The following is a 21,911-nucleotide window of genomic DNA, read 5'->3' as shown; positions in this document are numbered from 1 at the left end:
AACAAGTTCAGAATGACTCGGATCATTAATTTCCTACCCCACAATCATCCGCTTCAGCACCCGCAAAAAGAGGAACAATTAAATCCGTATCATGCCAAACTATTCCTTGATTTACCAGATATCAATTCCGAAATGACTTTTGTGCGGTCAGATTGATCAAAAAGTATTTTAAGAAATACCGTAATAGGAATAGACATAATCAATCCCGGGATTCCCCAAACATATCCCCAAAGCATCAGCATTATCAAGATCGTGATCACATTGATAGAAAATGATTTTCCCATAAAAATTGGTTCTAAAACACCTCCAAATAAAGTTTGAACCCCCGTTGTTGTAAGAACGAATAAGAAAAGCATAGATGCTGACTCTATTTCCACAAAAGCAAAAATAGCCAGGAGTACCACCGTGATTACCGATCCAATCATCTGGAGGAAATTGATCATAAAGGCGAACAATCCCCAAAAGATGGGAAAGCTTACACCGAAACCCCAACAGGCAATTCCTATACCTATGCCGGTGAATAAGCTTAGAAAGAATTTTACCTTAATGAAGGTAATTAACTCTTTCTCTATCTTCATGAAAGTTTTGACCGATGAAAAGTGCTGCTTCAGAATAGTGCTGTTCAATACCTTTTGCATATCAATAGAACCTGCCAGAAAGAGGACCACAAAGAATATCGTGACAAGTGTCATAGAAACTGTATCCGTAATAAAGCCCACTGTAGGGGCAAAGTTTTTGATGATCGTATCTTTTTGAATCAATGAACCTAAGGTATCCTCTCCTTGCAAAAAATCAACGCCGAAGAATACTTCAAGTGAATTCAATAATGTGGTGAGTTTAATCTTCGCTTTTTCAAAAAAGGCATTGTCAGTAGCTAAGATCTCTCGGCTGGAAAGTTGAATCAATTCACCACTTAGCTTAAAGAAAGCTGCTATAATTAGAATTACGATCGTAATGCTCAAGACCTTAGGCACGCGTTTCTTTTTAAACCATCTCATTAGAGGTAAAAAAAGCAACGCAATAAACATCGAGGAAACCAACGGAATGAAAATAAAAGAAAGTGTTTTAAGTAAATAAAACACCAGCGGCACGACGATAATTAAAAGTAAGATGTTGGTGGTTTTTCTATCGTTCATGCTTATTGAATGGAATATAATGAGAGTAATGCCTATTGGCCTAGTTTAGTTCAACCAGATTTCTTTCAGAAGAAATATACGTATGATCAATAACTCAAGCCTCGTTCACGCGCTCCTCCAACTCCGAATACCAATCCGCTCCATACTTTCGGATCAGGGCTTCTTTAAGAAATTTGTAGACAGGAACTTTTAGCTCTTTTCCCAGATCACATGCGGGTGAGCAGATTTGCCAGCGATCATAATTGAGTGCTTCAAAATCAGGAAGTTTTGAAATTCTGATTGGATATAAATGGCAAGAGATTGGTTTCTTGAAATTGGTTTTTCCTTCCTTATGAGCTTGTTCTATACTACACTTCAGAATTTTGTTTTCATCATAGAAAGCAAACGCACACTCTTTTCCATTGATTGTGGTAGTAGACAGGTCGCCATCTTCGTCTAAAAGATATCCTCCCTCCTTTTCCAACACTTCAATTGCTTCGTCTGTAAGGTAAGGCTTAACCAAATCAATCACTTTATCAATCTCTTCCAGTTCTTCCTCCAACAGCGGTGCACCCAGGTCGCCATCCACACAGCAGGCTCCTTTACACTTTGTCAAATCACAAACAAATGCTTCCGAAACTACATCATCGGAAATCAACGTTTTCCCTACCTCAATCATGACTTTCAAATTTTCTTCAAAATTATGGAACAATTTTGAACTATGTACGTTACTTGTTTGTACATTATATGTATATACATTTAATTTGTAAGTAAAAGAGAAATTTAAAACACAGAACCATGATTAAAGCATTTATGATTTTTGCAGCACTGTTAAGCAGTGAGGCAAAAGAAACCTACAAAGTGAACATTGAGAAAAGCACAGTGGAATGGGTAGGTAAAAAAGTAACCGGCCAGCATAACGGAGTTATCGACCTTAAAGGTGGAAGGCTAGAAATGGAAGACGGAAAACTTGTTGGTGGAATCTTCACCATAGATATGACTACTATTGAAGACAAAGACCTTTCCGGAGAGTATAAAGGTAAATTGGAAGGTCACCTGAAATCTGATGATTTCTTTGGAGTAGAAAAATATCCAACTTCCACATTCGTCATTACAAAAGCAGTCCCACAAGGACCTGGCAGATACAAAGTGATAGGAAATATTACGATTAAGGAAAAAACAGAACAAATTCAGTTTACAGCTAATGTTGAAGAAAAAGAAGGTAAAATATACGCTTCTGCTACATTAACAATTGATCGTTCAAAGTTTGATGTTCGATTTGGTTCAGGAAGCTTTTTTGACAACCTGGGTGACAAAACGATCTATGATAATTTCGATCTTACCGTCAACCTTGTAGCAAACAAATAAGATACAGAGTAGTGATTAGGTGATTGGGCCGCTCCGAGCAATCGGGCGGCTTTTTTTATGCAAGATTTCAAACTCAGAATGCAAAATATTAAAGTCTGTTCAGTCAACTTTTGCGCAACAGTCATCAACTAGTTACAAACGTGAATTTTAATGAGCGCCTGAGGGCGAAACCAATCACATTGATTTATAATAAGATCTATGACGAATGGAGGGTATACAGAAGTAATACCTTACTGTTTATCGGCAATAAATCAAATTGCCAAAAATTTATTTCGGAAACGCAAGAGCCTGAGAATCCTTAGAAGTGCTTCCAACCCTGCGCCTGTAGCTCTACTACATTCTGACTTCTGGTTACAAACGTTCTCCCTTTCTCCTTTGCCTGCATATAGCCAATCGTATGAATGTCAGCATGATTTTTAATTTTCTCAAAATCATCCTGACCGATGGTGAATAAAAGTTCATAATCTTCCCCTCCATTCAGTGCGCATGAGTTTGGATCAATGCTAAATTCTGCAGCGGTTTCATACGCCTGTTTTTCAATTGGAAGCTTATCTTCATAGATGGCAACACCCAGCCCTGACTGCTTGCATAAATGGAAAGCTTCTGAAGCCAGTCCGTCCGATACATCTATCATTGAGGTCGGTCTAATGCCCAAGTCCTTAAACTCATGGATGATATCCATACGTGCCTTCGGTTTCAACTGACGTCCAACCACATAATCATACTTGTCAAGCTTTGGTTGCATGTCCGGGTTGGCCATAAATTCTGCTTTTTCTCTTTCCAGAACTTGCAACCCTACAAAAGCTCCTCCAAGATCGCCGGTTACACACAGGATGTCGCTTTCCATCGCACCATTTCGATACACAACTTTATCCCGATCTACTTCACCAAGTGCGGTAACAGAAATCACTAAACCGGAGGAAGACGAAGTGGTATCCCCTCCTACCAAATCAACATTATATTCATCACAGGCAGCCTTTACACCCTCATAAAGTGCCTCCACAGCTTCCACAGAAAACCGATTGCTCAATCCCAAATTCACAGTTATTTGTTTTGGAGTGCCGTTCATTGCAGCTATGTCCGAGATGTTTACTGCCACTGCTTTGTATCCCAGATGAGGTAAGGGCATATATGAAAGGTCGAAGTGCACCCCTTCTAGCAGCATGTCCGTTGTAGTCAGGAGGTATTTGTCACCCATATCATATACTGCCGTATCATCACCGATCCCTTTGACAGTCTTTTCGTTTTTAGGTTCGAACTTTTCAGCTATTCGGTCGATCAGACCAAACTCCCCTATTTCACCAATTTCTGTTCTTTTTTCTTCGCTCATATTTTTTATTTAATCGCAGAAAAAACTGAGAATAAACAGAGACATCTGTGAAAAATCAGTTTCTCTATTATTTTTTTAATCTTAACCCAAAGATCGCTGAGAAACGCACGGCGACCTCAGAGACCAACTCGACTATATATCATTAACCCTAAATTGAGAAAGACTCAAAGAGCTCAGAAATCTCTGCGTAAAATCTCTGTGTTCTCTGTGGTTATAATTATTTAATTTCCTGACACAACTCCACCAGCACGCCATTAGCTGATTTTGGGTGTACAAAACATACCAGTTTATTATCTGCACCTTTAAACACCTCAGGCTTTGTAAACTGAAAACCATCTTCTTGCAGGCGTTTCAATTCATGGTGGATATCTTCCACTTCAAAAGCAATGTGATGAATGCCCTCCCCCCGTTTCTCTATGAATTTAGCAATAGCACTGTCTTCTCCATTTGCAGAAAGAAACTCAATCTTCGTTTCTCCAACCTTAAAAAAGGAGGTGTCCACTTGCTCGGAAGCCACAGACTCCAACTTGTAAGGAGGTTGTCCGAAAAGTCGGGTATATACCTCATTTACATGCTTCAAATCCTTAACCGCTATGCCGATATGTTCTACGTTTTTCCACATTTTGCTCGTTCTCTAGTAACTTTGCAAAAATGCAGGAACTTTCAGTCGATCTGAAAAGTTTACCAACATATTGACAGAAATGGAGCTACGATCTGATGTACATGTAGAATCTGCAAAGATTCAGAATGAAATAAAGAACTTTCTTGGGCTGAGAAGTGATGAAGTGATTTTTGAATTTTCCAACGCCGATGGAAAAATGAAACTTGATTTAATCACGATCAACCCACGACACAATCAGTCTTTCTTGTTTAAAACCATAACCGGTTTTGACAAGACAGATTCACTTCACAAAATGCTCGATTATGTTCGTACGCACAAGGACAAGGAAAGCTCTTTCACCATTCAATGGATGATGAAAGGGATGAACGAACTGCAAACGTCCTATTTCCGCGCAAAAAACATGTATGATGCTATGGACAAGCTCTATTATGGTCGAGACATGAATAACTTGACTGTTTTTAGCATTGTATTAAACCCGGTAGCCTGATGATAAATGTAACTGACAAAGCGAGAGAAGAGATTGTGACCTTGCTGACTAAAGAGGGTAAATCACTGGAGAACAACATTCGTGTTTCTGTAAAAGGAGGCGGATGCTCGGGATTGATGTATGATTTATCATTCGATCCGAAGATTCATGCTGCGGATGAAGTGTTTGAAGATAAAGGGGTGAAAATTCTCGTTGATAAAAAGAGCCTTTTGTATCTTCTAGGAACCACATTGGATTTCTCTGATGGTTTAAATGGTAAAGGGTTTCAGTTTGTAAACCCGAATGCTTCAAGGACTTGCGGTTGTGGTGAGAGTTTTTCTGTGTAGCATGAGAGGAATTCTGTTTGCAATAATTTTTGCTATTTTCTTCCAATCATATTCACAAAAACTAGAAAATGGCGTTTATCCTACGGTAAGCTCATTTATTCTAAACAAACCAATAGATGGAATCTCTATAAATGAAATAGCTACACCAAAAGCAAAGAAATCGCTTAAGGCTAATTCTATCGAGACGAATCCAGAATTTAATCTTAATTCTAGTAGGATATTTGGTTTGACGGACGGAATTAATTTTTATATCAATTCAAATGAATATGACCCTGGAAACCTAGTGAGATATACAAGGCTTCTTTATTGTGGTTTTAGGTTAGGATATTTCTATAAGACAACAGAACGTTATGGAGCTGGTTATACAATAATAGATTTTAAGACCGGACATACTTATCCAATGAATAAAAATTCAATTACCAAAATGTTAAATGATAGACCGGAATTAAAAGAAGACTTTTTAAAAGAAAAGAAAGGCATTGAAACCTATGCTAAATATCTAAAGTTGTACGATCAAACTATGTTTCAACAGTTTAGATAAGAAAAGATAGTACCCATAAAATACATATAGATCATTAATTCAAATACTCATTTCGTCTAATACGCTCCGTATGGCTATTTTAGTCACATGAAAAAGTGGTCTTCAGACAGATGGCTAAGCTTAGTTGCTATCATAGCCTCACTCGGCACATTATTTACCATTGTTTATCAAACAGATCTGATCCGGAAGCAGCAATATGCCTCTGTTCTTCCCTATCTGGAAATGTGGAACTCCCAGCCTGGACGACCGGGTGAATCATATATCTACCTTTTAATGAACAATGGCATAGGACCTGCATTCATCAAAGAAGTTAAGATTCATTACAAGGATTCTGTTTACAATCACGACCCTGCAAGTTTTACCTTTAGCGTAATCAAACCGATTGATTCGATCACCAATGTATCCTATTCAAATATTAAAAAAGGAAGACTGGTGCCTGCCGGTGAGCAAATGGAACTGGTTGGTGTTACCAAAGACACGGTGAATGCTCCTATTCTTAAAAAATGGTTTTCAGATCAGGATGTTATCCAGGTCGAAATCATCTACGAGTCTGTATATGGAGAGCGATGGAGTGCCAGGGGAATTGCCAGCGAGCCGATGAAGCTATACTAGCATTGTCATTTATATAACCTCACCTAATGTAGTAAGACCATGAAATAATAACCTTTTTACAAATTTTTCGTAAAGTTGTATATACAACCTATATGAGCTATCCATTACTTGAATCCACAGACCCCACAACATGCCTCTCCGGGAAAATGAGTCGGATAAGCAGAATAACGGCCAAAATCTTTAGAAAGCACATCAAAGAGCATGGATTATCCAACAGTCAGATGAGCTTGCTTTTCATTCTTTCAAAGCGCAGTGATTTGACTCAGAAAGAACTATGTGATATTCTATTTATGGAAAAATCGACCCTCAACCGAAACCTAAAACGGTTGGTAGATCACGGGTATGTCACTAAAAAAGACTTTCCTGCTTTAAATATTAGCGAAGCAGGAAAGGTGCAACTTGAAAAAGCCATTCCGGCATGGCAAAAGGCTATGGAAGAAATTCGTTCTCTCCTTCAGGATGATGGAGAAGAGGCTGTCAATACTGTCTTGTCTAAATTAAAAACCACACAACCATGATGCTAAAACTTGGCTATATCGGATTAACAATCGCGGTATGCGTACTCTTAATCCACTTTGGTTTTACTGCCATTGATAAAACTTTCAATGAAGAAAGTAGGAAAAGAAAAAAGACTATCCTGATTTCAGGGCTTGTATTGTGGCAGGTCTATATCTTTTTTGTAGCCGCTTCAGGATTTATTCAAACCTTTTCATTTCCACCACGATTTGCATTATCGATGATCATTCCATCGTTCATTTTCATCGGAATGTTCGTTTATCAAAATCGTGATAAAAGCTGGATCATGAATATTTCTCCCAACTGGCTATTCTTCTTTCAATCTTTCAGAATCCTGGTGGAGTTGCTTTTCGTTGGATCGGTTGCTGCCGGCTTTCTTCACAAAGAGGCGTCTATTGAAGGCTATAACTTTGATATGGTTTATGCTTTTACCATTCTGATCGTTGGCTATTTTGTGTTCGTTAAGCAAGCCGCAGGATTGAGACTCATTCGAGCATGGAATTATCTTGGATTATTAGTACTGGCTTCTATCATTTTCGTATTCATGTCTACAATTTATAAGCCTGAACTTTATGGGGCTACCGAGCCAATGTTGCCAATAGATGGTTTGACTTATCCATATGTGCTTGTCGCCGGATTCCTAATGCCTGTGGCCGTGTTTATACACGTGCTTTCCATAACACAATTAAATAGGTTGATAAAGAAGTAATATTTGGTAGTGTCGTAAAGTAAAAATTTTAGTCATCCTGAACTTGTTTCAGGATCTATTTAAAGTTTAAAACTTTTTTTTAATAAGCCCTTACTTCTACGCCTTTCATGTAGTTCACAAAGGCCCTATTCACTACTTTGTTTCCTCCTGAAGTAGGGTAATTACCCGTGAAGTACCAATCACCCAGGTGATTTGGACATGCTTTATGGAGATTATCCACAGTCTGATATACCACCTCTACCTCCGCCTTAATTCCGGCAGGCTTTACGATCTCTGTGATCTTTTGTGAGACCTCTTCATAACTAAACGGCTCATAGAGCTCATTCACATAGTTCTTAGGATTTTTCTCAGACTGACTAGTCAGGCACTTATCAAAAACCACATCCAAAAGATCTTCTTTGTTGTGCTCTTTTAGCAGAGCCAGAACTGCCCTGAACGCAAGGAATTCTTTCATCTTGCTCATATCAATTCCATAGCAATCAGGGAAACGGATTTGAGGTGCTGAAGAAACTATTACGATCTTCTTAGGCTCCAATCGATCGAGTAATGTAAGAATGCTCTTCTCGAGTGTAGTCCCCCTCACAATACTGTCATCGATCACAACCAGTGTGTCTGTGCGTTTATTGATCACCTCATAAGTGGTGTCATAAACATGAGAAACAAGCTCATCCCTCCCCTTATCATCGGTAATGAAAGTCCTCAACTTAGCATCCTTCAACACCAGCTTCTCAACCCGAGGTTGGAAATTGAGCATTTCCTCAATTGAATCTGCGGTAGGTTTCCCTTCTAAAATGACTTCTTTTCTTTTTGCAATCAGATACTGCTCTACTCCTTTCATCAAACCAAGGAAAGACGTTTCTGCAGTGTTAGGGATGTAAGAAAATACTGTGTTTCGAAGGTCAAAATTGATAGACTTCAATACCTGTGGAACAAGTAACTCACCCAGCTTCTTTCGCTCTTTGTAAATATCAGGATCAGTACCACGCGAAAAATAGATGCGCTCAAACGAGCACGATTTTCTTTCTAAAGGCTCAATAAACTGTTTTTGCTCGTAATCGCCATCTTTTGATATGATAAGCGCGTGTCCGGGCTTCACTTCCTGAATTTCAGAGTATTCACAGCCAAATGCTGTTTTGATGGCTTGCTTTTCGGAAGTAACAACCACAACCTCATCATCTGCATAATAGTAGGCCGGTCTGATACCCGCAGGGTCTCTGGCTACAAAGGAAGCACCGTACCCAATGATACCTGCCATCGCGTAACCACCATCAAAATCTCTACATGAGCGATGGAGTACCCTTTGAAGATCTATCTCCTCCTCTATTTTGTAGGTAATCTCTTCGTTGGATAGCTTGTCTTTATACTTATCAAAAATTCGTTGATTCTCCTCGTCAAGGAAGTGGCCGATCTTTTCCATTACCGTCACCGTATCCACTTTATCTTTTGGAAACTGACCCAGCCCAACAAGGATGTTGAATAGCTCCTCAACATTGGTCATATTGAAGTTTCCGGCCATGACCAGGTTTCTACTCCGCCAGTTATTTTGTCTAAGAAACGGATGGCAGTTTTCTATGCTATTCTTACCATGTGTACCATACCTCAGGTGGCCCAACCAGGACTCCCCGGTGAAGGCATAATTTTCTTTCAACCACTCGGCATTCGTATCATCGCCACTCGGGTCCTTTTTAGCTTTCAGATATTTTTTACTGATCTTTCCAAAAATCTCTTCAATCGGATTCGAGCTAATTGTACGGTATCGGGAAATATACCTCAGCCCTGGTGGGATATCGATTTTGATACTTGCAACTCCAACTCCATCCTGCCCGCGATTACTTTGCTTTTTCATCAGCAGGTACATCTTTTTGGCAGCATAAGCAGGCGTGCCGTATTTGTCAATGTAATATTGGAGGGGTTTCCTTAAGCGGAGGTGGGCTATGCCACATTCGTGTTTTATCGGGTCACTCATGGACGTTGTTAAGCAATTGTTGCGCTTCCATTACCATCTGAGGTACAAAGAACAACAATAACAACACAATACAGAAAAGAGTTGCCAGAATTTTCGTCGATAAATTCAAATTGATTGATTGGGTGTCTTCTGACTTGCTTAGAAATATCTCTCTTGGAATTCGCAGGTAGAAAAACAGCGATCCAACAGTGGCTATTACTGAGACAATTAAATACCACAACATCTGACTGTTTCCAAATGAAGAATATCCTTCCCATAAGGTGGTGAACTGGAACAGTTTAGCTGTAAAACCGGCCAATGGCGGTAACCCCACAAGCGATACAAGTATCAATGAAAATGTCGCTCCTACCCAAACAGATTTAGAGGTTTGTTTGTAATCATCGATTTCATCGATTCCTTTTCGCTCATACATATCCAATAGATAAAAAGCTGCCATATTCATGACAGCATAAACAACAGAGTAATACCAAAATGACTCATATGCAGTGGACGATTGGATCAATGCAAACGGCAATAAAAAACCGGAATGAGCAATAGCTCCAAAGCTGATCATTCGCCTGGCGTTTCTTTGTCTGAAAGCTCCTAAGGTGCCTACAATAATCGTGAGAATCCCTAGCCCCAATACAAGACTGTATACCCAATGGTCTGAGACAAAAATTTGTAAATCAAATATTCTCTTTAGCAGCACAAGGGCTGCAAGCTTTGGAACGATGGACATAAATGCAGTTGCGTCCGCAGGTGCTTCCTGGTAAGTGGCTGGTACCCATAAATGTGCTGGTGCAATTGATATTTTGAAGAAAATTCCAACTAAAAGCAGAACGAACCCTACCTGAGGAAAGAGGGCATTAAATGTTTCAGAGCTCCATTCACTAACCAAAAAGGTTCCGGTAGATCCATAGATCATCCCAAGACCAAATAGCATAACGGCAGAACAAATTGCTCCAAATAGTAGGTATTTTATGCTTGCTTCGAACCCCTGCTTTTTAAATGAAAAATTGGTTAGGATGTATGAAGAAAATGAAACGAGTTCAATGGATAAGTAGATGATGAGCAAGCTATTAGCCTTCATCATGAACAAACTCCCTGCCAACATCGAGAGGATGAAGAAGTGGTACTCGGTGATGTGCTCTGCTCCTCTCTTGAAAAGCAGCAACAAAGAAGCTACCATTAGAAAAAGGCTTCCAAAAGTGGCAGTCTGACCCGAAAGCGATACTGCATCAGAAAGGATTTCACCGCTTAATACATTCGATAAGTTCAGATAGAAACCTATCAATAAAACGATCAGAAATAATGCTTTTGTTAAAATGGAATTTGATTTGATCAAACCTAGTATCAAAACAGCGATCCCCCCTAGCATCAAGGCACTCTCCGTCCATGCGCCCTGCAGGTCAGCCAATATTCCATTTAATTGGTCAATCAAACTCATGGTTGACCGATGCTAAATTGCTGAATGAAAAAGTTGATGGTTTCATTGCTATAATCCAGCACCAACCGTGGGTAAATACCCAAAGCAATCACCAGAATGGCCAGCGGAATTAACATGAGTTTTTCTCTGGCTGTGAGATCAAACATATTACTCTCCCAAGCTGATTCCCGAACAAAGTATTTTCCATAAAACATACGCTGGATCGTCCACAAGAAGTATGCGGCTGATATAGCTATACCTAATGTAGAAAGAATGCCAATCCAAAGTGAGAACTTTGAGCTTCCAAAAGCTCCCATTAATACCATCAACTCACCCACAAACCCTGAAAGTCCAGGCAATCCCAATCCTGCAAAAAAGAATACAGCCATGAAAAAAGTATAGACCGGCATCCTGGCTGCCAATCCACTAAAATTCTCCATTTGTCTGTTACCCGTTCGATCATAAATCACCCCGGCAATCAGGAAGAGTGCGGGAGAAATCAATCCATGCGAAACCATGTGAAAAAGTGATCCTGAGAAACCCACAGCTGTCAGTGATGCCAAACCCACCAATACAAACCCCATGTGCGAAACAGATGAGTAAGCGACCATGCGCTTAAGGTCTCTTTGAGCTAATGCATTCATTCCTCCATACAGGATGGAAATCACCCCGATGATTGCCACAAAACCGGAAAAGTCAATCGCTACATCCGGGAATATTCCATAAGCGATGCGGAGTAATCCATAAGCACCTACCTTTAGCAAAAGGCCAGCTAACACTACGGAAATTGGTGTTGGTGCCTCAACGTGCGCGTCAGGTAGCCAGGTATGAACCGGAACAGCCGGCAGCTTAATTCCGAACCCAATGATTAAGAAAATGAAGGCCAGTACTCGCGCTGAATACCCAAAAATCAATTGCGGAGATCCCGGGTCTAGCACAGTATCTGAGGCATAAGAACCATCCAGCATTTTCACCATACTAAAGGTGTTTGCATCTCCATCTACTACGCTCAAATAAAGTCCAATCATCACCACCAGAATGAACAATGAACCTAATAGTGTGTAAAGAAAAAACTTAATGGAGGCATACGAGCGCCTTGCACCTCCCCAAATTCCGATAAGGAAAAACATCGGCAGCAGCATGAACTCAAAGCACAGGTAGAAAAGGAAAAAATCCAGTGCAATGAAACAGCCTATGATACTCGAACTCAGAATCAAGTACAGGATGTGATAGCCTTTCGCTTTTTCTTCAATGTTCCAGGATGAAATCACCCCGATAAGCAGAACAAAGCTTGAAAGTGCTACCAATGGCATGCTGATGCCATCAACGCCCAAGTAATATTGGATGCTAATCGTGCCTATACTTCCAAGGGACATATTGATCCAGTTTACTTTTTCTACAAACTGAAAGGCTCCTTCCCAACTTTCTGGAACCAGTGATTGATCAAAGTTGATCATCAGTATGATTGAAAGCACCAGCTGGATTGCTACAGCAGCAAAAGATAGCCTTCTAAATACTTTCCATCGCTCGGCCGGGATGAAAAGCATAACCAGTGCAACAAGCAATGGAAACAGGAATATATAGGTGAGGGTGTTTTGCATTAGTGATTAATCATTCATGATTCGGTCGATAGTTTTCCCAATATTCAGTAGGGTTCAAAATTATCGTTTCTTCAATTCTATCAAATGTAAAATCCGATGAATTGCCTGTGATCAGATACTGGGCTTTAGATTCAATAGCAAGCTCCAACAATCTATTATCATTGTCATCATGAATGATTTTTAATTTCTCTTTGGGAGTTATCTTTCTAGACAACTCATAAATTCTAAATAACACAATTTCAGCATTTACCACAAATTCCGGATATTTTGAGAATTTAGGTCTTGAGAGAACCTCCAAGTATTCTTTAAAGACTTCATCAGAAAGCTGTACTTCCACTAAATCATTTAAGATCAAGTCATTGATTATCTTAAAAGGATAGCCTTTTGAAATTAAAGAAGAAACGATTACGTTGGTGTCAACGATTATTTTTTGCATCTCTCATAGCCTTGACTTCATCATTGATTTCCTTCATGGTCATTCCTGATAAATCGGATGTTGAGGCAATTTTTTGACACTTTTTCATGGCTTCCCTTGCAAGAGTATTTCTAACCTTTTCAACAAATTTTTTGAAAGAAATATTATCAGAATCAAATTGATACTTTTCAAAATCCTTATCTGATAAATCCAGGGTTATTGTTTTCATAATGCCATTTAAACCATTTTATAAGATACTATAATTTGGGCTTATAAGTTCAAATTAGAAGTATCCAACTTAAAATCAAAATAACTCCTACAAGTAGCCAGGCCAATTGTGTTTGTATATCACGTGAACTCAAACCTGCAAAACGCCTCCCAACGAATGCTGAAATATGACCAAACAGGTTTACTGGTCCGTCTACCATGAAACGATCTACCAGGGCGATCACTTTAGATAATACCACTGAACCAACACCAACGAAATGAATGAATCCATCTACGACCTTTTGATCGACAGCAAAAGTGAATTGTGAAACCTGACTGAAACCTCTTCCGATAGATTGATACAATGCTACCAGATAAAATCCATTGAAAGCTAATTTGAACTTTCCAACTTTCAGCCTGGAGTACGATTGCTCATAGTTTGATCCCGGCTTGAAAAACGAATACGACAAAACCAATCCTGCAGCTGCCAGCAATATTGACAATATCATCACCATCACCGAAATAAAATCGCTTGAATGGTTTGAAATACTCTCCCAATAGCCAAAAAGCCAGCTTTTATGTGCGAATGGGTTCCAGTTATAGAAAAACCAAAGTGATCCCAATGCCAAAACGACCAATGGAATTTTCAATGCCAAATTCTCAGAAAAAGAAGAGATCTTTTCAGTTAGCCTGCTTCCACCATGAAATACCAACAAAACCATTCTTCCAACATAGAGCGCGGTAAGAAAAGCCGTAATCAATCCGATATCCGGCACGATGTACGCCCAGGTACCTACCTGTTCTGCCCACTCCCACCCGGCAATGATGATTCCTTCTTTCGACATAAATCCGCTAAAGAATGGTATGCCCGCAAGCGCAAGTGCACAAATCAAAAAGGTACGATAAGTCCATGGAAGTGCTTTTCTCATGCCTCCCATATTTCGCATGTCTTGTGCATCGCTTTCAGTAGCCTGATGCATGAAATGAATAATGGCACCTGCACCTAGAAATAATCCTGCTTTGAAAAAAGCATGCGTAAACAAATGAAAGATGGAAGCTGATCCGGCCCCTACTCCAATCCCCATTACCATATAGCCCAATTGAGAAATGGTAGAATAGGCCAATACTTTTTTTATATCATGCTGAAACAGCGCACACAAACCACCATAAAACGCGGTGAAAGTTCCAATCAGTGCGACAATGATCAGTGCGCTTTCATGCATAAATGGAGCAACTCTAAATAACAGGTAAACACCAGCAGCCACCATGGTAGCAGCGTGTATAAGTGCTGATACCGGCGTTGGGCCCACCATCGCTTTTGTTAACCAGCCTGAGAAAGGAAGCTGAGCAGATTTACCAAAAGCACCAATGGCTATTAATATTGAAGGCAAGAACATCCAGGTACCACTCAGTTCAGAAATATTGAGTGATCCGACCGTATTTATCATTAAAATCCCTCCAAACAAAGCAACATCAGCGATTCGGTTGACCATAAATGCCAGTCTGGCGGAAGAAGGAATCCCATCCTTTTTGTACCAAAACCCGATCAATAGATAAGAGGTAAGTCCAACCAGTTCCCAGAATACAAATAGCAGAATTAGATGATCTGCCAATAGTAATCCAATCATGGAAAAAGTGAACAACCCCAGCTTGACAGAGTATCGATGCTTTCCATTGTCTTCCCGCATGTATTCGAGAGAAAACACGTGCACCAAAAGGGATATCAGGGTCACCAGGCATATAAGGATGGCAGCTGTACTATCTAGTTGAATTCCAAGTGAATAATTCGGTAGCCATTGGATGGCTGTATTGAATCCAATGTCTTTAAAAATGACAAACAAGGAGGCAGCAAAAGAAAGCCCTATGCCTGCTATTGAGAAAGAAGATTTTTTCGATAGCAAACAAAAAACTCCTCCCAGAAGAGGTAAAAATAATAGCGATATGATCAATACTTCATTCACGATTCCTTTGTGCTTATAGGGCCACCGCTTTGTGCCCACTCGGTCCATGATCCGTCATAAACAGGGCTTATTTTATTGGAGATAAGCGAATAAGCAAGTGATACAATACACGCAGTAAGACCTGATCCACAAGAAAAAGTAAGAGTTTCTTCAGAACTGGTATGTTTGAATAGTTCTTTTAGTTCATCCGGTGATTTGAAATAACCATCCTTCAAGACATCTTCAAATGGAATATTTGATGAATTTGGAATATGACCTGATTTCAACCCTTCCCTTGGTTCAGGAGCAGTTCCATCAAACCTTCCTTTGGAACGGGCATCTACAACATGGAAGCTTTTTACAGTTAGGTTCTTATTTACATCCTGTCTGCTTTTTACCAAATCCTTATTGAAAGCAGCTTTGAAATTGTCCGATCGATCCACTTTACGTGGCGCTTCATTAGTTGCCCGATTTTCTTTTATCCAGGCAGGTAAACCACCATCCAATACTGCTATATCATCATGTCCCATCACCTGGAACATCCACCAGACCCGTGGGCTCCAGTAAATTCCAGCATTATCATAAACCACAATTTTACTATTGCTATTGATTCCAAAATCACGACATTTTCGCTCGAAATATTCAGGACTTGGTAGTGTGTTTGGTAGCTCGCTAGCCTGATCTGAAAATTCCTTCAAGTTAAAGCGAATTGCCCCCGGTATATACTTACCCTGGATAGCATTTTCCTGTTTGTTTACACTTGTTGACTGACTTGCATCCAGAATCAATAGTTCCGGATCGTGGAGATGTTGCTCGAGCCAGTTTGTATCTACCACCTTTTTCATGTGTTTCCAATTTGGTTTAACTCATCCAGGTTTGAGACTCGGGATTTGCGGTAAATATTTAACAGGATAGCCAGCGCGATTGATACCTCACAAACAGTGAGAACCACCGCGAAAATGGCAAAAATTTGGCCGTTCATTGCCGGGTCAAATTGTGAAAATGAAGCAAGCACTACGTTAGCTCCATTTAGCATCAACTCCACTCCTATGAGTACAAAAATGGCGCTCCTTCGTGTAAGCACGATGTAAGTCCCTGATGCGAACAAGAATGCAGCGAGGTAGAGATAATATGTCAACATTTGTTCACTCATCCGCAGCATTTTTAGCAAGGTAGGCAGCCCCTACCAGCGCAACTAGCAAAACAAAAGCGATCAATTCGAAAGCAACAATATGATCAGTCAGAAAACTAACTCCAATCTGAGCGATCTGATCTTCATTCTTTTCAACCGAAGTGGTTTGGAAAGGTGAGATTGAAATTAGATAACACAAGCCAGCAAACACTCCCACTGAAATGATCCTTCCAACCCATTTATTGTTTGATCCGGATAGTACTTTTTCTCCTCTTAACCGATTGGTCATCATCACTCCAAATGCCAAAAGTATAACCACTCCGCCAGCGTAAAGCATGATTTGCACAACGGCCAGCAATTCAGACATCACCAGCACATATACTCCGGCAATACCAAGTAAAGTAAGACACAAGGCATACGCCGCATGTACAATATTTCGGGTAAAGAGTATAATCCCAACTCCTGCAAGTACCATCATCAAAAGAAATATCTGAACTGTAATGATCATTTCTTTTTAGGGATTCGCGGTTTAAATACTGGTTTTGCTGCTGGCTTTTTCATTACATCCGATTCCTTCTTTATGGCCGGCAGTTCAGGCTTAGCCTTCAGTTTGTCTGCCTGGTAATCTTCAAATTCCTGTTTCTTCTCTGCTATCTCCTGATCAGTCATCTTGCTGAAGGAAAAGTTGTGATCTAAAATGTCATTCGTACTGAAATCAAACTCCTTTGTCATTGTCAGACACTCGGTCGGACAAACCACAGTACAGAGACCGCAGAAGCAGCACTTTGCCATGTCTATGTCAAACTTTGCCGCATGGATTCTGAGTGGCGTTCCGTCTGAAGTTTGCCCAAATACCTCAGGCGACCGAATCGGTTCAATATCAATACAATCGACCGGGCAAACTTTTGCACACTTGTCACAGACAATGCAGTCATCTATTTCATTGTGGAGCTGATATCTCCCATGATCCGGTACAGGTATTTGCTCATGCGGGTATTGAACTGTAAAAGTACCGTTTGCTTTTTCAAAGTAGTTATCTTCTGTTATCGACTCTTTTTTTCTACCCTTTCTGGCCTGAAAGAAGTACTGAATGGAAAGCATCATGCCTTTCCACGTCGTTAGAATCCCCTGTGATATGTTACCGAAATAGCTCATTTCAACTCATCAACCATAGTTTCCACAATGCACATGCAAACAACATCACAATCGCGATTGGAGTTAGGTATTTCCATGACAAACTCATCAACTGATCGACTCTTAACCGAGGTAATGTCCACCGAACCCACATTTGCACAAAGATCAAAAGCAGCGATTTGGATAACAACCAAAATGTACCCCAAATAGGTCCATTGGCTATATTTTCTATTGGAGAATTCCATCCTCCAAAAAACAGGATCGTTCCAAGAATAGAGAGCAATAGCATCATTCCGTACTCCGACAACATGAAAATACCCCAACGGAATCCGGAGTATTCGGTATGATATCCTCCAATAAGTTCTGATTCGGATTCAGGTAGGTCAAAAGGTGCCCGGTTCGATTCTGCCAGTCCGGAAATGAAGTAGATGATAAATGGAATGATGAGTACCGGATGACTGATGATATACCATGATAAAACTCCCCCTGATTGAAGGACACTGATTTGATGCAAATCAAGCGTGCCAGAAATGATAATCACACATAATACACTTAAGCCAAGCGGCACTTCATAAGAGATGATCTGTGCAACTGAACGCATTGCGCCATACAAGCTGTATTTGTTATTGGAAGCCCAGCCAGCCATCAATATCCCAAGTACATCTAATGAAACAATTGCCAGCAGGAAAAACACTCCGCTTGTAACTGTCGATCCTGAAAGTTCTGCATTGACCGGTAATACCGAAAAACCCGTGAATACTGCTGCAAAAACAATGAATGGTGCCAATAAATAGGGAATGATGTCTACGGCATTTGCTCTGATGTCTTCCTTTTGTAGCATTTTTAGCAGGTCTGCTACTGTTTGTAGAATGCCTTTCGGACCTACCTCCATAGGTCCCAGTCTGTTTTGAATGAATGCAGCTGTCTTTCGCTCAGCATAAACAGCAAAGACCACAAAAATTAAAAGGAATCCCAGGTAGAAGGCGAATGAAATCACACTCGAATTTACCTCTCAAGTGGGTTTAAGAAAATATTATTTAGGATTATATATGAATTATCCTGGAAGCCAACCAACATTGACATTTTCCATGCGCAAATAATCAATAGTCATACCCTCAAAGACGACTTTTTTAAGGACAACAGTGACCTTATATGGATTGCCTTTTTTCTTCTCCTCTTGTTGGGCTTCATTGACTAGCAACTCTACAACCCCATCTGTGGCGATTTCTTCAAGAAGTTCTTCGGGTTTGTCAGACATTACATCATTGCACAGTGATGAATTTATTGGCCCATCAAACTTCCTGCGCGTCACTATCACCACATCTGCTTTACCAATTGCATAAGCTTGCAGGTTCTCAACTTCAATAGCGGACATATCTATGATTACTGAAACATACTCCTTATTGTTATTGGCTAGCTTGTAAATGATAAAATCTCCACAACCAATGTTGTCGCCCGAATATGGATGCATGGTTTTAGTACTTTTGGTCACTGCACACGCAGAAAACAAGACCACAAGAAGAGAAATCAGAAACTTATTCATAGCTTAAATCTAACTCAATTCATCCCAAATTGGGATTTGCTCGAGGTGAACTTCTTTACCAAAAAAGGTCTTTGTAGTATGCTCAAACGATTCAGTGAAATCAGAAACCAAAAATTGGTGGGTTGGGAAGCCGGCCTTATTTACCAACTGATGATATTCAAGAAACGATTTTAACGCTAATGCTACCGTTTCAGCTGAGTCAATGATTTCAACATCCTCGTTTTGGTTCTCATAATGCCTTCTTATCTCCTCTTTGATGATTGGATAGTGTGTACACCCCAGAATTAACGACTTGATTCCCTCTAGCATGGGATCATTTAAGTATTTCTCAATGATGTCGTGGCTTATTTTGTCGTTATAAATACCTTCTTCAATCATCGGCACCAGCAGTGGAGTGGCCAGCGATGTAAATGAGATATTCTGCTTCAACTCTTCAATTTTGCGAGCATACACACCGGCTGAAACAGTCTGCTTTGTTCCTATCAACCCTACTTTATCATCATGATGATTTTCCCTAATGAAATCAACTGTAGGATTGATCACATCAAAAACTTTGGCTCGCTTGCCTACATATTCCGTTACCAAATCATAGGCCGCTGATGAAGCGGAATTGCAGGCAATCAAAATCACTTTACATTTTTCTTTCAGTAACATCTCAGCAATTCGGACCGAGTATGCCTGTATGGCTGCAGTTGATTTGTCCCCATAGGGCAAATGAGCGGTATCACCAAAGTAGATGATGGATTCATTCGGTAGCACTTTTTTTACAGCTCTCGCCACAGTGAGTCCGCCTATTCCACTATCAAATATGCCTATGGGTTGATTTGATTTCATGTATTTCAGTAACCTTCAAATTTCAAATAATAAATGACAAACAAAAACTCAATAAATCAAATACCAAACAATAATCAACTTACAAATTCAAAATTCAACCAGATTTGCTGATAATGGCAGACAAGATTTTCTTCAACTCTGTGGCTTCATCAAAATGGGTTTTTATTTCAATAGAAAATTCTTGATCATTCGTCTCTAGAATTAAGCGCAACCAATATGCGCTTTCTTTGGCCTCTTTCCGAGAAATTTTAACACGGAACAGAAAATCTTTCTTACTCAAAGCTTCATTTGCTTCGATATAGTTTGCACCAATAGAACCTGAAGATCGAATTACTTGCTTTACATCTTCAATATTAGCAGGAGTTTTTGGCAATTTCTTAGCCAACATTCGAATTGATTTAGCGAATTGAAATGTTCGCTCTTCTAGATCGTAAACCTTTTCAGACATTGAAATTTGAACGTTTATTTGGGATTTGGTTCTTGGAATTTGGAATTTCTATTACAAAAAGAAAACCCCTCAGTAAATTAAACCAAGGGGCTGCAAGTAAAGAGTTAAAAATTTAAATGTGCTAATTCAAATTTAATCAATTCGTCATCGCAACCAAAAGATCACTTTGTGTGATGATGTGCGGATTGTTGTTTTCATCCCTGATCATTAAAGCTTTTTTCTCTTTGCTCAGCATGGATGACATAACGTCAATCGGCTCCAAAGAAGAAATAAACTGAAAAGGGGCTTCCATTATCTCAGCCACAGGCTTTCCTTTCAATTCCGGATTTTCAACTAAGCTTTTAAGCAACAAGCTATCTGAAACACTCCCCACAAATTCATTTCCATCCACAACAGGTGCCTGATCAATGCCTTTTTGATTCATAAGTTTTATGGCCTCTCCAACCTTCATTGACTTCTCTATGGTCACTAAATCTGAAGAGCCATTCTTGCTCATAATGATGTCCTTTGCTGTTGCAAACTTTCGATCTTCAAGGAAGCCGTGATCTTTCATCCAGTCATCATTGTAAACTTTTCCTAAGTACCTGGTGCCATGATCCGGCAGGATGATAACCATCACATCATCCTCTTTCAGGTTCTCTTTTGCATACTCCAGTGCCCCATGAACAGCTGACCCGCATGACCAGCCAATGAAAAGTCCTTCCTCACGAGCAAGTCTTCTGGTCATAATCGCTGCATCCTTATCGGTCACTTTCACGATATGATCCACCATATCAAAATCCACATTCTTTGGCAGGATATCTTCTCCAATTCCTTCGGTCAGGTAGGGGTAAATCTCTTTCTCATCAAAAACGCCTGTTTCTTTATACTTTTTAAATACTGATCCGTACGAATCCAATCCAATGGTAATCACATTCGGGTTTTGCTCTTTCAGGTACTTAGACGTACCACTGATGGTTCCTCCTGTACCCATTCCAGCCGCATAATGTGTGATTTTGCCGTCTGTATCATTCCAGATTTCAGGACCAGTTGTTTCGTAATGTGAGATTGCATTTGCCGGATGGTCGTATTGATTGGGGTAGAATGAATTTGGAATGTCCTTTTCCAGCTGCTTTGCAACCGAATAGTATGACTTAGGATCATCCGGTGCTACGTTTGTAGGGCAAACCACCACTTCAGCTCCCATTGCTCGAAGCACATCCATTTTCTCTTTACTCTGCTTATCAGCCAGGGTAAAAATGCATTTGTAGCCTTTGGAAATAGCCACTAAAGCCAACCCCATACCTGTATTTCCTGAAGTACCCTCGATAATAGTCCCTCCCGGCTTAAGAATGCCTTTTTCTTCCGCATCCTCAATCATTTTCAGAGCTATTCGATCCTTAATAGAGTTTCCCGGATTAAAATACTCTACTTTAACTAAAATCGTCCCTTTTATGCCTTTATTTACGCTATTCAGCTTCAATAGTGGGGTATTTCCTATTCCCTCCGTTAGATTATTTAGATACTTCATTATTGAGTTTTAGAATGAGACGCAAAGGTAGAAAAACACGCTTCAACTTCCTATTCGAACATTTCATCGAAATAAATGCCTTTCACTCATTCTTAGCAAAACTAATTGCAATAACAACTACGTATATTCGCTTTAATAATCACTTGATAA

At 39.9% G+C, this 21,911-nt stretch carries 26 protein-coding genes; 7 read left to right on the top strand and 19 right to left on the bottom strand.

The features are described from left to right. Positions 1-89: 89 nt before the first annotated feature. Both RIC88_RS03625 and RIC88_RS03620 read right to left on the bottom strand, forming a co-directional pair. Entirely contained in the window at positions 90-1,136 is a 1,047-nt protein-coding gene (locus RIC88_RS03625; RefSeq protein WP_350216109.1) for an AI-2E family transporter, read from the bottom strand. A 94-nt stretch (positions 1,137-1,230) separates the two neighbouring features. Then, positions 1,231-1,794 carry a DUF3109 family protein gene (locus RIC88_RS03620; RefSeq protein WP_350216108.1) on the bottom strand — a complete coding sequence of 188 codons (564 nt, stop codon included), beginning with the start codon at positions 1,792-1,794 and terminating at the stop codon, positions 1,231-1,233. A 119-nt stretch (positions 1,795-1,913) separates the two neighbouring features. On the opposite strand from RIC88_RS03620, the gene RIC88_RS03615 reads away from it, so the two are divergent. Then, positions 1,914-2,483, top strand: a complete 570-nt coding sequence (locus RIC88_RS03615; RefSeq protein ID WP_350216107.1) for a YceI family protein — start codon at positions 1,914-1,916, stop codon at positions 2,481-2,483. Between the two features lie 298 nt (positions 2,484-2,781). Here RIC88_RS03615 and thiL read toward each other — a convergent pair whose 3' ends face one another. Both thiL and mce read right to left on the bottom strand, forming a co-directional pair. Beyond that, positions 2,782-3,813 carry a thiamine-phosphate kinase gene (thiL, locus tag RIC88_RS03610; RefSeq protein WP_350216106.1) on the bottom strand — a complete coding sequence of 344 codons (1,032 nt, stop codon included), beginning with the start codon at positions 3,811-3,813 and terminating at the stop codon, positions 2,782-2,784. A 217-nt stretch (positions 3,814-4,030) separates the two neighbouring features. Next, the gene (gene mce, locus RIC88_RS03605) at positions 4,031-4,435 is read right to left on the bottom strand and encodes a methylmalonyl-CoA epimerase (RefSeq protein ID WP_350216105.1); all 405 of its coding nucleotides are present in this window, start codon (positions 4,433-4,435) and stop codon (positions 4,031-4,033) included. Between the two features lie 79 nt (positions 4,436-4,514). Between mce and RIC88_RS03600 the strand changes: the two genes are divergently transcribed. The 6 genes from RIC88_RS03600 to RIC88_RS03575 all read left to right on the top strand — a co-directional run bounded on the left by RIC88_RS03600 (position 4,515) and on the right by RIC88_RS03575 (position 7,626). Then, positions 4,515-4,922, top strand: coding sequence for a hypothetical protein (locus RIC88_RS03600; protein ID WP_350216104.1), 408 nt, complete (start codon positions 4,515-4,517; stop codon positions 4,920-4,922). Beyond that, the gene (locus RIC88_RS03595; protein ID WP_350216103.1) at positions 4,922-5,248 is read left to right on the top strand and encodes a HesB/IscA family protein; all 327 of its coding nucleotides are present in this window, start codon (positions 4,922-4,924) and stop codon (positions 5,246-5,248) included. The genes RIC88_RS03600 and RIC88_RS03595 overlap by 1 nt, the downstream gene beginning before the upstream one ends. Before the next feature lies 1 nt (position 5,249). Further along, positions 5,250-5,789, top strand: coding sequence for a hypothetical protein (locus RIC88_RS03590; protein WP_350216102.1), 540 nt, complete (start codon positions 5,250-5,252; stop codon positions 5,787-5,789). Positions 5,790-5,876: 87 nt separating this feature from the next. Continuing rightward, the gene (locus tag RIC88_RS03585) at positions 5,877-6,401 is read left to right on the top strand and encodes a hypothetical protein (RefSeq protein WP_350216101.1); all 525 of its coding nucleotides are present in this window, start codon (positions 5,877-5,879) and stop codon (positions 6,399-6,401) included. A gap of 92 nt (positions 6,402-6,493) precedes the next feature. Then, entirely contained in the window at positions 6,494-6,919 is a 426-nt protein-coding gene (locus tag RIC88_RS03580) for a MarR family winged helix-turn-helix transcriptional regulator (protein WP_350216100.1), read from the top strand. Beyond that, a complete protein-coding gene (locus RIC88_RS03575; RefSeq protein WP_350216099.1) occupies positions 6,916-7,626 on the top strand; it encodes a hypothetical protein in 711 nt (236 codons plus the stop codon). Before RIC88_RS03580 ends, RIC88_RS03575 begins: the two co-directional genes overlap by 4 nt. A gap of 79 nt (positions 7,627-7,705) precedes the next feature. Here the strand turns inward: RIC88_RS03575 and RIC88_RS03570 are convergent, their stop codons facing one another. The 15 genes from RIC88_RS03570 to RIC88_RS03500 all read right to left on the bottom strand — a co-directional run bounded on the left by RIC88_RS03570 (position 7,706) and on the right by RIC88_RS03500 (position 21,761). Continuing rightward, positions 7,706-9,592 (bottom strand): class II glutamine amidotransferase, encoded by a 1,887-nt coding sequence (locus RIC88_RS03570; RefSeq protein ID WP_350216098.1) that lies wholly within the window; start codon positions 9,590-9,592, stop codon positions 7,706-7,708. Beyond that, positions 9,585-11,018 (bottom strand): NADH-quinone oxidoreductase subunit N, encoded by a 1,434-nt coding sequence (locus RIC88_RS03565; RefSeq protein WP_350216097.1) that lies wholly within the window; start codon positions 11,016-11,018, stop codon positions 9,585-9,587. Before RIC88_RS03565 ends, RIC88_RS03570 begins: the two co-directional genes overlap by 8 nt. Next, a complete protein-coding gene (locus RIC88_RS03560; protein WP_350216096.1) occupies positions 11,015-12,598 on the bottom strand; it encodes a complex I subunit 4 family protein in 1,584 nt (527 codons plus the stop codon). Before RIC88_RS03560 ends, RIC88_RS03565 begins: the two co-directional genes overlap by 4 nt. 10 nt (positions 12,599-12,608) lie before the next feature. Beyond that, the gene (locus RIC88_RS03555; protein ID WP_350216095.1) at positions 12,609-13,034 is read right to left on the bottom strand and encodes a putative toxin-antitoxin system toxin component, PIN family; all 426 of its coding nucleotides are present in this window, start codon (positions 13,032-13,034) and stop codon (positions 12,609-12,611) included. Further along, positions 13,015-13,242 carry a hypothetical protein gene (locus tag RIC88_RS03550; protein ID WP_350216094.1) on the bottom strand — a complete coding sequence of 76 codons (228 nt, stop codon included), beginning with the start codon at positions 13,240-13,242 and terminating at the stop codon, positions 13,015-13,017. Before RIC88_RS03550 ends, RIC88_RS03555 begins: the two co-directional genes overlap by 20 nt. A gap of 49 nt (positions 13,243-13,291) precedes the next feature. Continuing rightward, positions 13,292-15,229, bottom strand: a complete 1,938-nt coding sequence (locus tag RIC88_RS03545; RefSeq protein ID WP_350216093.1) for an NADH-quinone oxidoreductase subunit 5 family protein — start codon at positions 15,227-15,229, stop codon at positions 13,292-13,294. Continuing rightward, positions 15,178-16,005 carry a sulfurtransferase gene (locus RIC88_RS03540; protein ID WP_350216092.1) on the bottom strand — a complete coding sequence of 276 codons (828 nt, stop codon included), beginning with the start codon at positions 16,003-16,005 and terminating at the stop codon, positions 15,178-15,180. Before RIC88_RS03540 ends, RIC88_RS03545 begins: the two co-directional genes overlap by 52 nt. Then, a complete protein-coding gene (gene nuoK / locus RIC88_RS03535) occupies positions 16,002-16,313 on the bottom strand; it encodes an NADH-quinone oxidoreductase subunit NuoK (protein ID WP_089356123.1) in 312 nt (103 codons plus the stop codon). The genes RIC88_RS03540 and nuoK overlap by 4 nt, the downstream gene beginning before the upstream one ends. After that, positions 16,306-16,800 carry an NADH-quinone oxidoreductase subunit J family protein gene (locus RIC88_RS03530; protein ID WP_350216091.1) on the bottom strand — a complete coding sequence of 165 codons (495 nt, stop codon included), beginning with the start codon at positions 16,798-16,800 and terminating at the stop codon, positions 16,306-16,308. Before RIC88_RS03530 ends, nuoK begins: the two co-directional genes overlap by 8 nt. Next, on the bottom strand, positions 16,797-17,447 hold the full coding sequence (locus RIC88_RS03525; RefSeq protein ID WP_350216090.1) for a 4Fe-4S dicluster domain-containing protein: 651 nt from the start codon (positions 17,445-17,447) through the stop codon (positions 16,797-16,799). The genes RIC88_RS03530 and RIC88_RS03525 overlap by 4 nt, the downstream gene beginning before the upstream one ends. Position 17,448: 1 nt before the next feature. After that, positions 17,449-18,423 carry an NADH-quinone oxidoreductase subunit NuoH gene (nuoH, locus tag RIC88_RS03520; protein WP_350216089.1) on the bottom strand — a complete coding sequence of 325 codons (975 nt, stop codon included), beginning with the start codon at positions 18,421-18,423 and terminating at the stop codon, positions 17,449-17,451. A gap of 57 nt (positions 18,424-18,480) precedes the next feature. Further along, on the bottom strand, positions 18,481-18,969 hold the full coding sequence (locus tag RIC88_RS03515) for a hypothetical protein (protein ID WP_350216088.1): 489 nt from the start codon (positions 18,967-18,969) through the stop codon (positions 18,481-18,483). Positions 18,970-18,978: 9 nt separating this feature from the next. Next, complete coding sequence (gene murI / locus RIC88_RS03510; RefSeq protein WP_350216087.1) at positions 18,979-19,803, bottom strand: glutamate racemase; 825 nt, start codon at positions 19,801-19,803, stop codon at positions 18,979-18,981. Positions 19,804-19,897: 94 nt separating this feature from the next. Next, the gene (locus tag RIC88_RS03505) at positions 19,898-20,251 is read right to left on the bottom strand and encodes a four helix bundle protein (RefSeq protein ID WP_350216086.1); all 354 of its coding nucleotides are present in this window, start codon (positions 20,249-20,251) and stop codon (positions 19,898-19,900) included. 136 nt (positions 20,252-20,387) lie between these two features. Continuing rightward, positions 20,388-21,761, bottom strand: coding sequence for a cystathionine beta-synthase (locus RIC88_RS03500; protein WP_350216085.1), 1,374 nt, complete (start codon positions 21,759-21,761; stop codon positions 20,388-20,390). Positions 21,762-21,911: the final 150 nt, after the last annotated feature.

The sequence above is a fragment of the Ekhidna sp. genome, from assembly GCF_040220215.1.
GTDB lineage: Bacteria > Bacteroidota > Bacteroidia > Cytophagales > Cyclobacteriaceae > Ekhidna.
This window is presented reverse-complemented; position numbering and strand designations above follow the sequence as displayed.

What these genes read in the sequence shown, in the direction of transcription:
- RIC88_RS03515 (WP_350216088.1), bottom strand. Translation starts at nt 18,969, where the DNA reads ATGAATAAGTTTCTGATTTCTCTTCTTGTGGTCTTGTTTTCTGCGTGT.
- RIC88_RS03550 (WP_350216094.1), bottom strand. Translation starts at nt 13,242, where the DNA reads ATGAAAACAATAACCCTGGATTTATCAGATAAGGATTTTGAAAAGTAT.
- RIC88_RS03575 (WP_350216099.1), top strand. Translation starts at nt 6,916, where the DNA reads ATGATGCTAAAACTTGGCTATATCGGATTAACAATCGCGGTATGCGTA.
- RIC88_RS03590 (WP_350216102.1), top strand. Translation starts at nt 5,250, where the DNA reads ATGAGAGGAATTCTGTTTGCAATAATTTTTGCTATTTTCTTCCAATCA.
- RIC88_RS03505 (WP_350216086.1), bottom strand. Translation starts at nt 20,251, where the DNA reads ATGTCTGAAAAGGTTTACGATCTAGAAGAGCGAACATTTCAATTCGCT.
- RIC88_RS03600 (WP_350216104.1), top strand. Translation starts at nt 4,515, where the DNA reads ATGGAGCTACGATCTGATGTACATGTAGAATCTGCAAAGATTCAGAAT.
- RIC88_RS03585 (WP_350216101.1), top strand. Translation starts at nt 5,877, where the DNA reads ATGAAAAAGTGGTCTTCAGACAGATGGCTAAGCTTAGTTGCTATCATA.
- RIC88_RS03530 (WP_350216091.1), bottom strand. Translation starts at nt 16,800, where the DNA reads ATGATCATTACAGTTCAGATATTTCTTTTGATGATGGTACTTGCAGGA.
- nuoK (WP_089356123.1), bottom strand. Translation starts at nt 16,313, where the DNA reads ATGAGTGAACAAATGTTGACATATTATCTCTACCTCGCTGCATTCTTG.
- RIC88_RS03555 (WP_350216095.1), bottom strand. Translation starts at nt 13,034, where the DNA reads ATGCAAAAAATAATCGTTGACACCAACGTAATCGTTTCTTCTTTAATT.
- RIC88_RS03525 (WP_350216090.1), bottom strand. Translation starts at nt 17,447, where the DNA reads ATGAGCTATTTCGGTAACATATCACAGGGGATTCTAACGACGTGGAAA.
- RIC88_RS03580 (WP_350216100.1), top strand. Translation starts at nt 6,494, where the DNA reads ATGAGCTATCCATTACTTGAATCCACAGACCCCACAACATGCCTCTCC.
- RIC88_RS03570 (WP_350216098.1), bottom strand. Translation starts at nt 9,592, where the DNA reads ATGAGTGACCCGATAAAACACGAATGTGGCATAGCCCACCTCCGCTTA.
- RIC88_RS03625 (WP_350216109.1), bottom strand. Translation starts at nt 1,136, where the DNA reads ATGAACGATAGAAAAACCACCAACATCTTACTTTTAATTATCGTCGTG.
- RIC88_RS03540 (WP_350216092.1), bottom strand. Translation starts at nt 16,005, where the DNA reads ATGAAAAAGGTGGTAGATACAAACTGGCTCGAGCAACATCTCCACGAT.
- RIC88_RS03615 (WP_350216107.1), top strand. Translation starts at nt 1,914, where the DNA reads ATGATTAAAGCATTTATGATTTTTGCAGCACTGTTAAGCAGTGAGGCA.
- RIC88_RS03620 (WP_350216108.1), bottom strand. Translation starts at nt 1,794, where the DNA reads ATGATTGAGGTAGGGAAAACGTTGATTTCCGATGATGTAGTTTCGGAA.
- mce (WP_350216105.1), bottom strand. Translation starts at nt 4,435, where the DNA reads ATGTGGAAAAACGTAGAACATATCGGCATAGCGGTTAAGGATTTGAAG.
- murI (WP_350216087.1), bottom strand. Translation starts at nt 19,803, where the DNA reads ATGAAATCAAATCAACCCATAGGCATATTTGATAGTGGAATAGGCGGA.
- thiL (WP_350216106.1), bottom strand. Translation starts at nt 3,813, where the DNA reads ATGAGCGAAGAAAAAAGAACAGAAATTGGTGAAATAGGGGAGTTTGGT.
- RIC88_RS03595 (WP_350216103.1), top strand. Translation starts at nt 4,922, where the DNA reads ATGATAAATGTAACTGACAAAGCGAGAGAAGAGATTGTGACCTTGCTG.
- RIC88_RS03565 (WP_350216097.1), bottom strand. Translation starts at nt 11,018, where the DNA reads ATGAGTTTGATTGACCAATTAAATGGAATATTGGCTGACCTGCAGGGC.
- RIC88_RS03500 (WP_350216085.1), bottom strand. Translation starts at nt 21,761, where the DNA reads ATGAAGTATCTAAATAATCTAACGGAGGGAATAGGAAATACCCCACTA.
- RIC88_RS03560 (WP_350216096.1), bottom strand. Translation starts at nt 12,598, where the DNA reads ATGCAAAACACCCTCACCTATATATTCCTGTTTCCATTGCTTGTTGCA.
- RIC88_RS03545 (WP_350216093.1), bottom strand. Translation starts at nt 15,229, where the DNA reads ATGGACCGAGTGGGCACAAAGCGGTGGCCCTATAAGCACAAAGGAATC.